Consider the following 11,673-nt stretch of genomic DNA (forward strand, 5'->3'; position numbering starts at 1 on the left):
AAGCCCACCCTTCGGGAAGCAAGCTACGGCATGACGCCGATAGCCCGAAAACCGAAGAGGTTGATCGTGCTGCCGAGATTGTACCTAAGGCTATAAGCAGAACGATAAGGCTGTGAATCGTTGTACCAGGAACCGCCGCGCCGTACACGAGAAGTTTGTTTGCCCTTGCTTAGCTTTGCACAACTACGGTGCTAAATTGCCAGTGGATCAGAGCTGCTGGGACGGCTGCGTCGCGGTGCAGCGACCCTGTCGTGCTTCAATCGACCGGGTCCAGTTGTTTAAGCTGTATGTGTTTGCGTCCCAGCACTAACTCAAACGCATCACCCGGCTGAAGCGCCATTTGCTCGGTATACGCGGTGCCGATCAACAATTGACCATTCGCTTGCACCGCAATTCGGTAATGGGCACGACGTCCATCTCGACCACGCTCAGCGGCTGGTTCATCCAGTGCAATGCCTTCCGCTTCCAGGAGGGCTTTCAGAAACTGCAGCAGGTTGACGCGCTCCCCACCACCCTTCGTGACGGTGTAATAACCGCAGGCTTTCGCTTTCTGGGTCTTGCTCAGGGTCGCTAGCGTCTTGACCTTCTGTAATAACGCTGCGCCTGTCAGGGGTTCGCTCGTCTTCTGTTTCGCCATGCTGCTGCTTTACTGCCAAGAACCTACACTCTCATCATGCTGGATCGTAGGTCATACTGACTGACGGAGCGTTGACCGCGATCGCCGAGTCAAAGCAGTGCCATCAGTGATCACACCGCAAGCGGTTTTGCGGGGTGTACTAGTGGCTTTGGACTAAAGCTGGACTGTTTTGACGCAAAAAGCGGTAGTACAGCAGTCTTTTTGCCTGTTTTTAGAGGCTACAACCCTTACTCTCTCGTTGCCCCGTTGCTCCGGGGTGCAACTAGCCAACCCCACTTAGCGAGGCGTTCATGGTGGTCATGCCGTCCGCAAAGACCTTAGCGTTATTTTTGGTCCGCTTGCTACGGGAATGCCGTATCCAAAAGAGCTCTTTGTTCCACTGGGTAAGAGCAGCACGAAGTGGAACAGTTGTCAGAACACAGTCTTGTTTGTGAATCAGGCATGAATGTGTTGAGAAGCTTGCTTGAAGGAGACACTTGGCGATCGCGACTGGGGAACCCTTGTCTTAAAGCCCGTGCTTTCAGTTTCGGCGCTACTGCTTTGCTGTGGACACTTCGCTTTTGGCACCGCACCCCCTGGTTGCTATCCAATCATACCGGACACTACAACCATCTACCTCCTCATCCTTGTCATGGAAGCAGCCTTTTCATCCCTTGCCAATCGCCATCTCCTGCCCACTACTCTGTCATCTTTAGCCCTCAAGCCAAGTGATGCCATCAGCCTAACATCGCAATCGGACTCGTTCTTACAGCCTTCTCAACGCTCTAGTCTTCCTGCCAACCTTGTCTTCATCGACTCTGGCATCAGCGAATACCAAAGCTTGCTAGCAGGTGTCCAACCTGGAGTAGAAGTGTATTTGCTCAACTCAGCGCAAGATGCGATCGACCAGATTACCCAAATCCTGTTGGGACGCACTGGCCTTTCGAGTCTGCATATTGTCTCTCACGGCCAAGCGGGCGGCTTGGCGTTAGGTACAGACTGGCTGAACCTGGATAACCTCCGTAGCTATAGCGGTGAGTTGCAGTCGTGGGGCAACGCGCTCACCGCTGATGCCGATATTTTGCTGTATGGCTGTGAGGTGGGGCAGGGTGTGATCGGTCAGTCCTTCGTTCAACAATTGGCTCAACTTACCGGTGCTGATATTGCTGCGTCCAATGATTTAACAGGCAATGTAGCTCTAGGTGGCGATTGGATATTAGAGGTGAATACAGGCAGCATCGAAGCGTCACAAGCATTTCTGGCTACGACCATGCAGGGCTACAGTAGCGTGTTGGATGATGCCATCTTTGCCAGTGCCCAGCAGTATACCGGAGGTTCACTTAACTCCACCTCTAAAACCTTTGCAGATGGTGCGGGGAACGTTTACACCGTTGGCGCTTTTAATGGCACCGTTGACTTTGATCTAGGAGCTGGGGTGTTTACGCTTACCAGTGCAGGTCACTATGACATTTTCGTCAGCAAGCTGGATGTGAGTGGCAACTTTGTCTGGGCAAAAAGTATGGGCGGCAGTGGTGACGACCGAGCCAACGGTGTCAGCGTGGATAGTAGTGGCAATGTCTACATCACAGGCTCGTTCATTGGCACCGCTGACTTTGACCCGGGCACAGGCACTACGAATCTCATTGGCACAGTCGGTGATAGTACTTTTGTAAGCAAGCTGGATGCGAGCGGCAGTTTTGTTTGGGCGAAGGGGATCGGTGGTACTAGCAACGGCATCAGTATCGATAGTAGTGGCAACGTCTACATCACGGGTTCCTTCCTGAGCACTACTGACTTCGACCCAGGCACAGGCACTACAAGCCTCACCAGTACGGGGGGGCGTGATATTTTTATCAGCAAGTTAGATACAGGTGGCAACTTGGCTTGGGCGAAACGCATCGGTGGCACTGGTGACGACCAAACCACTGGCATCAGCGTGGATAGCAGTGGCAATGTCTATACCACAGGTGTTTTCAGAGGCACGGTAGACTTCGATCCGGGCACAGGTACGACAAACCTCATTGGGGCAGGCGGCGATGATATCTTTATCAGCAAGCTGAATGCAGACGGTAGCTTGGTTTGGGCGAAACGCATCGGTGGCACTGGTGACGACCAAGCCACTGGCATCAGCGTAGACGGCAGCGGCAATGTCCATACCACAGGCTTCTTCAGCGGCACCGTCGACTTTAATCCGGGCACAGGCACCACTAACCTCGCCGTTGTGGGCCCTGGTAGTGACATTTTTATCAGCAAGCTGGACACCAACGGTAACTTTGCGTGGGCAAAGCGTACAGGTAACGGCGGTATCGACCGAGCCACTGGCATCAGCGTGGATAGCAGCGGCAATGTCTACACCGCAGGCTTCTTCAGCGGCACCGTTGACTTTGATCCGGGCACGGGCACCACGTACCTCGAAAGTGATGATTTCGATGATATTTTTGTGAGCAAGCTGGACATCAACGGCAATTACGTCTGGGCGAAGAGCATGGGCGGCAAGGATCCTGAACGAGCCACTGGCATCAGCGTAGACGGCAGCGGCAATGTCCACACCACAGGCTTCTTTTTCGACGCGGCAGATTTCGACCCGGGTACGGGTATCTTCAAGCTGGTAACAGGCGGCACAGATGCACCTAACATTTTTCTCTCTAAGCTTGATGCCGCAGGCAATTTTGTCCGGGCGCAGCAGTTCACCGACGGGACACTCAGCTCAAGTTCCAAGACTGCTACCGACGGTGCAGGAAACGTCTACACCGTCGGTGCTTTCAATGGCACCGTTGACTTTGACCCAGGAGTTGGGGTGTTTACTCTTACTAGTGCCGGTAGCATTGACGTTAGTGGAGGTAGGACTGACATTTTCGTGAGCAAATCGGATGCACGTGGCAACCTTATCTGGGCCAAGAGTATGGGCGGCACTGCTAGTGAGGCTGCTAACGGTATCAGTGTTGATGGTAGTGGCAATGTCTACGTCATCGGCTCCTTCGCTGGCATAGCCGACTTTGACCCAGGCACAGGTACCACGAACCTTACCACTTCGGGTTCCTACTCCTATGCCGTCTTCGTCAGCAAGCTGGATGGGAACGGCAATTTTGTCTGGGCCAAGAGCATGGATGGTAGTGGTAACGGTATCAGTGTTGATGGTGGTGGCAATGTTTATACCACTGGCACCTTCATTGGCACAGTAGACTTTGACCCAGGTGCAGGTACCGCGAACCTTACTAGTGCAGGTAGCAATGACATTTTTGTGAGTAAGTTGGATGCGAGCGGCAACTTTGTCTGGGCGAAGAGTATGGGCGGTAGTGATTATGACCGAGCCCTAGTCATCAGCGTGGATGGTAGCGGCAATGTTCATACCACAGGCACCTTTGGCGGTACTGCCGACTTCGACCCGGGCACAGGTATCATGAGCCTCACCAGTGTGAGCAATAGTCGAGATATTTTTGTGAGCAAACTGGATACCAACGGCAGCTTCGTCTGGGCCAAGAGCATCGGCGGCAGCAGTGCCGATTTTGCCAGCGGCATCAGCGTGGATAGTAGTGGCAATGTCTTCATTACGGGCTACTTTAACGGCACCGTGAATTTTGCCCTGGGTACAAGCACCACAAACCTTATCAGTGCAGGTGGCTCTGACATTTTTGTGAGTAAGTTGGATGCGAGCGGCAGCTTTGTTTGGGCGAAGAGCATGGGCGGCACTGGTGACGACCAAGCCACCAGTATCAGCATGGATAGTAGTGGCAATGTCTACACCACAGGCTCCTTCTCTACCACGGCTGACTTCGACCCCAGTACGGGTATTACGAACCTCACCAGCGCAGGTGGCACTGACATCTTTGTGAACAAGTTGGATACCAACGGCAACTTTGTTTGGGCGAAGAGCATGGGCGGCAATCTTCCCGAACGAGCCAACAGTATCAGCGTGGATGGCAGTGGCAACGTCTACACCACAGGCTATCTCAATGGTACAGCTGACTTCGACCCCAGTATGGGCATCTTCAATCTGGTAGCGGGCGGTACGACTAATATTTTCCTCTCCAAGCTGTCTCAGGTGCCTGCGCCAACAGTTAGCCTCGGCACCAGCATTGCCACCCTCAACGAAGGCACTAGCGGCACTACTGCCTATATCTTTACAGTCAGCCTCTCGAACACCAGCGCACAAGCTGTCTCCGTCAACTACACCACAGAGGATGGTACGGCAACTGTTGCAGACAACGATTACACAGCAATATCAGGTGTGCTCACCTTCAATCCCGGTGAGACGAGCAAAACCATCACCGTAAACGTAAAGAGCGACACCAATATCGAGCAAGATGAAACCTTTCTGGTGAAGCTGCTCAATCCAACGAATGGGAAACTCGCCCCGAATGCCAGCACTGGTACAGGCACGATCACTAACGATGACTATGCCCAACTGCTGTGGCGCAATAGTGCGAGTGGAGAGAATGCGGTGTGGCAGTTAAACGGCTCGACCTTACAGAGTAGCTACTACCTGCCCACCGTTGCCGATGCGAATTGGCAGATCATCAGCACCGCCGACTTTGATCGTGATGGTAACGCTGACATTCTTTGGCGCAACCAGTCTACGGGCGAGAATGCCATCTGGCAGCTGAATAGCACGGGCTACCAAACGGGCTACTTCCTGACACCAGTGGCGGATTTGCACTGGCGTCTCCTTGACACCGGCGACTTTAATGGTGATGGCACCGCTGACCTTGTGTGGCGACACCAGGTCACTGGGGAGAATGCCATTTGGCAGCTGAACGGCTTTAGCATCCAAACGGCAGCACTGATTACCACCGTTGCTGATGTGAACTGGCAGATCGTCAGTACCGCTGACTTGGACAACGATGGGAAGACGGACCTCCTCTGGCGCCACCGTGTGACAGGTGAGAACGCCATCTGGCAGATGAACGGCGTCACGACCAAGAGCGCCTTTCTCATTACCACGGTAGCGGATACCAACTGGCAGGTAGCGGGTACCGCTGACTTGAACAGTGACGGGATTGCCGACCTCGTGTGGCGAAATCGGGTCACAGGTGAGAATGCACTGTGGCAGATGAACAGCACGGGGTTACAAAGCGGTAGCCTCATCACAGCCGTCGCTGACGCGAATTGGCAGATTACAGGCGTGGCTGACCTGGGTGGTGACCGTACGCCTGACCTCCTCTGGCGCAACGCGGCGACGGGGCAAGCTGCCATCTGGCAACTGAGTGGCTTCAGCTTTCTGCAAGGGTATCTACTCCCTGATGTCGCCAGTGAGTGGAGCGTGAAACCGTTCACGCTCGCTTAACTTAAGACGGGCACTGTACACAGGCACGTTTTTGAAGTCTGGGGAGTAACGGAACAGTGACCGACTTAAGGCTGTACGACTGCCTTTGACGCTGATGCTACGCTCCATCGCTCCCATCACTTTGCCATGCCGAAGCTGCTGAAACAGTGCTCTTTTTTCCAACCAAGCTTGCACAAACGGTTGTTTCTGCAATGAACGTGTAAGCAACGCATAGCGACTGTTTTCATGTTGCTTAAACCTGTTGTGAAAGCTGCTTGAATGGCAACAGGTTTAAGTACGCTTTGTCCACAGATCTCGTTATCTATCGATCACTAAACGTCCTTAAGTCGGTGCACTGTTCCGTTACTCCCCAGACCCCTTCATTGGCACTGCCATGTGACTAAGACCGGGCTGGAGAGAGCGACTGCTCAACCCTAGCCTACTTCAGTAGGTATGCATAACAAGCACTGGATTACTGAGGAGCGTGTGAGGCTAAAGTCTCAAGCACGGTTCTGGAGACAAGCCACCTCGTTACCGAGGCGGCTTAGTCTAACCCCAAAAAGGGGCTTTGAGGTTGCGGGGCAAGAGCAACACGCTGTGAAGCAGTTGCTGTCACACAGTCTTGTTTATGAATCAGGCATGAATATGTTGAGAAGCTTGCTTGAAGGCGGCACTTGGCGAGGCCACTGGGGAACCCTTGGCTGAACCGGCGCTTGAAGTTTCGGCGCTGCTGCTTGGCTGCGTGAGCCACGCCGTTAGCACTGCGTGCCTTGGTTGCCCTTCCATTACCGCAATCATCAACATCATCTACCCCTCAACCCTCGTCATGGAAGCAGCCTTTTCGTCTACCGCCAATCGCCAGCTACTGTCCACCACGCTTACGACTGCAGCACTCAATCCAACTGAGCCTACCAACCTCATAGCGCGCTCAGACTCGTTCTTACCGCTGTCCCAACGCTCTAGTGCTGCCCCTAACCTTGTCTTCATCGACTCTAGTATCAGCGACTATCAAAGTTTGCTTGCAGGTGTACAGCTTGGAACCGAAGTGCATTGGCTTGACACTGCGCACGCTGCGATCGACCAGATTACCCAAACACTGTTGGGACGCACTGGCATTTCGAGCCTGCACATTGTCTCTCACGGCAAAGCTGGCGGCTTGGCGTTGGGTACAGACTGGCTGAACCTGGATAACCTCCACAACTACAGCAGTGAATTGCAGTCATGGGGTCACGCACTCACCGACGATGCCGATATCTTGCTGTATGGCTGTGATGTTGCTCAGGGCACGATTGGTCAGTCCTTCGTCCAACAGTTTGCCCAACTCACCGGAGCTGACATCGCTGCATCAGATGACCGGACAGGCAACGCTGCCTTGGGTGGCAACTGGACATTAGAGGTGAATATAGGCAACATCGATGCGCCGCTGGCGTTCTTGCCCATAACGATGCAGAGTTACGGCGGGGTGTTGGATGATGCGGTCTTTGCTAATGCCCAGCACTATACAGGGGGGACACTCAACTCCCAATCTGCAGCTTTTGCTGACAGTAGTGGCAATACCTACATCACTGGCTCCTTCTCTGGCACAGTCGATTTTGACCCTGGAGCCGGCTCCTTTACTCTCACCAGTGTCGATAGTCTTGAGATCTTCGTGAGCAAGTTGGATGCTAACGGTAACTTTGTCTGGGCGAAGGGCTTGGGCGGTACTAGTTCCTATGATGGTGCGAGCGGCATCAGCGTCGATAGTAGTGGCAATATCTACACCACTGGCCGCTTCACTGGCACAGTCGATTTTGACCCCGGAGCTGGCTCCTTTACCCTTACCAGTACGGGGGCTGCAGAGGTTTTTGTAAGCAAGTTGGATGCTAACGGTAACTTTGTCTGGGCGAAGGGCTTCGGCGTCACTAGTAGTGGTAATCGCAGCAGCGTCACTAGTAGTCAGAACGGCATCAGCGTCGATAGTAGTGGCAATGTCTATACCACCGGCTCCTTCACTGGCACAGTCGATTTTGACCCAGGCACAGGCACCTTCGACCTCACTAGTACGGCTTACGGTGCCATTTTTGTCAGCAAGCTGGATACTGCTGGCAACTTTGTCTGGGCAAAACAACTGGGCGGCGGCAGTAATATTGACCAAGTTAACGGCATCAGCGTCGACAGTAGCGGCAACGTTTACACCACTGGCCACTTCGCTGGTACAAGTGATTTTAACCCAGGTGCAGGCACCTTCAACCTCACCAGCGAGGGTTCCGTCATCGACATCTTTATCAGCAAGCTAGATGCTGGTGGCAACTTTGCCTGGGCAAAGCGCATAGGCAGTCGTGCTGGTGATAGTGCTAGCGGCATCAGCGTCGATAGCAGTGGCAACGTCTACACTACGGGGTTTTTCACCGGCATTGTTGACTTTGATCCAAACCCAGGAACTAGAGAACTGAATAGTTCATTCTTTAATAGCAACGACATGTTTGTCAGCAAGCTAGACACCAACGGTAACTATGTTTGGGCAAAAAGCATTGGCACTTACGCTTCTGCCAGCAGCATCAGTGTCGACAGTGCAGGTAATGTCTATACTACTGGCAGCTTTGTAAACACAGTAGACTTCGCCCCTGGTACGGGCACCTTTAACCTCATCAGCGCACCTAGTAGCGACATTTTTGTCAGCAAGCTGGATACTGCTGGCAACTTTGTCTGGGCAAAACAACTGGGCGGCGTTAATAACGACAGCGCTAATAGTATCAGTATCACCAGCAACGGCAATGTTTATGTTACGGGCTACTTCACTGGCATCGCCAACCTCGATCCGGCTATGGGCACCGTTAATGTAGCAGCAGGCGAAGCAAGCAATTTGTTCTTCGCTAAGCTCAGTGCAGCAGGAAACTTTATTTCAATTCAGCAATTTACTAACAGTACTTTTTTCAGTTTGCCAAACTCAACTATTAAAACGGTTGTGGATGGGTTTGGCAACGTTTATACAGTTGGCTCTTTTAGTGGCACTGTTGACTTCGATCCGAGCATAGGCACTACTTTTCTCACTAGTACGACAGGTAGCACCGACATTTTTGTGAGCAAGCTGGATGCGAGTAACAATCTTGTCTGGGTCAGACACATGGGTGGCAATTTTCGTGACCTTGCTAAGGGTCTCAGCATCGATGACAACGGTAATGTCTATACGACGGGTTATTTTCACGATACTGCCGATTTCGATCCTGGCACGAGCTCCTTCCGCCTCGCCAGTGTCGGTGACAACGACATTTTTGTGAGCAAGCTAGATAGCAACGGCAATTTCGTCTGGGCTAGGCGCATGGGGGGTAGTAGCAGCGACTATGCCAGCAGCATTAGTGTCGATGGTAGTGGCAATGTCTACACCACGGGGGGCTTCCAAGGCACGGTAGACTTTGACCCTGGCACGAGCTCCTTCCGCCTCGCCAGTGTCGGTGACAACGACATTTTTGTGAGCAAGCTAGATAGCAACGGCAATTTCGTCTGGGCAAAAAGCCTGGGCGGCGGTGGCGAGGACCCTACTAGCAGCATTAGTGTCGATGGTAGTGGCAATGTCTACACCACGGGGGGCTTTCAAGGCTCGCTAGACTTCGACCCTAGCATGGGCACCTTTGACCTCACCAGTGCCGGTGACAACGACATTTTTGTGAGCAAGCTAGATAGCAACGGCAATTTCGTCTGGGCTAGACGCATGGGGGGTAGTAGCAGCGACTATGCCAGCAGCATCAGTGTCGATGGTAGTGGCAATGTCTACACTACGGGAGGCTTCAATGGCTACACTACGGGAGGCTTCCAAGACACGGTAGACTTCGACCCTGGCACGGGTACCTTCAACCTCACCAGTACGGGTTTCATCAACATTTTTGTGAGCAAGCTAGATAGCAACGGCAATTTCGTCTGGGCAAAAAGCCTGGGCGGCGGTGGCGAGAACCTTGCCAGCAGCATTAACGTTGATAGCAGCGGCAGGATCTACGTTGCGGGCTTGTCTTACGGCGCTATTGATTTCGACTCAGACACAGATACTGATAACCTGACGAGGCACGGAGCGACAAACATCTTCCTCTTGCAGTTGTCCCAGGTACCTGCGCCAGTAGTTAGCGTTGAAGCTGCTTCCTTCAAGGAACGCAATAGTGACACCACTGCCTACACTTTCACAGTGAACCTTTCAAACACTAGTGCACAAACTGTCTCCGTCAATTACATGACAGAGGATGGTACAGGGACTGTTGCCGATAGCGATTACACTGCAATATCAGGTGTGCTCACCTTCAATCCGGGTGAGACGAGCAAGACTATTACTGTGAATGTAAAGGGCGACACCAATATCGAGCAAGATGAAACCTTTCTGGTGAAGCTGCTCAATGCGACAAATGCGACGATTGCTCCCGAGACCGATACAGGGACAGGCACGATCGTTAACGATGACTATGCCCAACTGCTGTGGCGCGACAGTGTGAGCGGACAGAACGTGGTTTGGCAATTGAACGGCTCGACCTTACAGAGCAGCTACTACCTGCCGACTGTTGCTGATCTCAACTGGCAGATCATTAGCAGCACGGCTGATTTCAATCGCGATGGCTATGCCGACATCCTCTGGCGCAACCGTGCCACAGGTGAGAATGCCATCTGGCAGATGAACAGCACAGGCTATCAAACGGGCTACTTCATCACTGCAGTCGCTGATGTGAACTGGCGCATCATTGATACGGGCGACTTCAATGGTGACGGGACTGCTGACCTTGTGTGGCGCCACCGCGTCACCGGGGAGAATGCCATCTGGCAGATAAACGGCTTTAGCATTCAAACGGCTGCACTTATTACCACTGTTGCTGATGTGAACTGGCAGATCGTCAGTACCGCTGACCTGAACAACGATGGGAAGACGGACCTCCTCTGGCGTAATCAGGTGACGGGCGAGAATGCGATTTGGCAGATGAACGGGTTTGCCACTAAGAGCGCCTTTTTCATTACTACGGTAGCGGATACGAACTGGCAGGTAGCAGGCACAGCTGACTTGAATAGTGACGGCATCGCCGACCTTGTGTGGCGTAACCGCGCCACGGGCGAGAATGCCCTCTGGCAGATGAACAGCACCGGTTTACAAAGCGGTAGCTTCATCACCACCGTCGCTGACTCGAATTGGCAAATTGCAGGCGTGACTGACCTGGGTGGTGACCGTACGCCGGACCTCCTCTGGCGCAACGCGGCGACGGGGCAAGCTGCCATCTGGCAACTGAGTAGCTTCAGTTTCCTGCAGTCGTATCTCCTCCCTAATGTACCAAGTGAGTGGAGCGTCAGACCGTTCACGATCGCTTAGCTCAAGACGGACCATGGCCTCAAAAGGTAGTCCTTTCGAGCCTTGGTACGAAAGCTCACTCTTTCATGGTTAGTTGCTCCACCCGCAGCTAACCAACCGTTTTCAGGGTGATGCACAAAACCTCTATTGCTTGATGCAGTAGTCAGCCGACTCAAGCTTGCTACCGCTGCAGGGTCAAGGGTCCTTTTGGACACGCAGCGTTGCCAGACCCTTTGGGTTAGAATCACGCGGCGAAAGGTATCACCAGCACTAATCAAAGTTTGATCGACCGTCAGCTCCACCACGAACGGTTCGGTGCTGCCACCATCAAAGGCAAGGGTGCCGTTGTAAGGAACTGTCTGACCGAGCCAACCGCAGCCAGCCAGTGGCAGCAGTCCTTAGGGGTGCCAGCGTGCACGTTGTTCCGCCATGAGCGTCTCGAGGATCGGTGGGATCGCCGTTTTTGACCACTCCTCCACCTCTGGGTTTTTTGCCCACTGC

3 protein-coding genes are annotated in these 11,673 nt (G+C 53.2%); 2 read left to right on the top strand and 1 reads right to left on the bottom strand.

Going from position 1 to position 11,673, the window contains the following annotated elements; all coding sequences use genetic code 11:
• Window positions 1–256 precede the first annotated feature (256 nt).
• The gene (locus tag H6F86_RS18915) at window positions 257–637 is read right to left on the bottom strand and encodes an AbrB family transcriptional regulator (protein ID WP_190450256.1); all 381 of its coding nucleotides are present in this window, start codon (window positions 635–637) and stop codon (window positions 257–259) included.
• Window positions 638–1,100: 463 nt separating this feature from the next.
• Here H6F86_RS18915 and H6F86_RS18920 point away from each other — a divergent pair, with 463 nt between their 5' ends.
• Both H6F86_RS18920 and H6F86_RS18925 read left to right on the top strand, forming a co-directional pair.
• Window positions 1,101–5,900 (top strand): DUF4347 domain-containing protein, encoded by a 4,800-nt coding sequence (locus H6F86_RS18920; RefSeq protein WP_190450257.1) that lies wholly within the window; start codon window positions 1,101–1,103, stop codon window positions 5,898–5,900.
• A gap of 676 nt (window positions 5,901–6,576) precedes the next feature.
• Complete coding sequence (locus tag H6F86_RS18925) at window positions 6,577–11,193, top strand: DUF4347 domain-containing protein (RefSeq protein WP_190450258.1); 4,617 nt, start codon at window positions 6,577–6,579, stop codon at window positions 11,191–11,193.
• Window positions 11,194–11,673 lie beyond the last annotated feature (480 nt).

Source organism: Phormidium sp. FACHB-592 (assembly GCF_014695795.1).
Classification (GTDB): Bacteria; Cyanobacteriota; Cyanobacteriia; order Leptolyngbyales; family Leptolyngbyaceae; genus Stenomitos.

Coding starts and splice junctions, on each gene's coding strand:
- H6F86_RS18915 (WP_190450256.1), bottom strand. CDS start 637: ATGGCGAAACAGAAGACGAGCGAACCCCTGACAGGCGCAGCGTTATTA.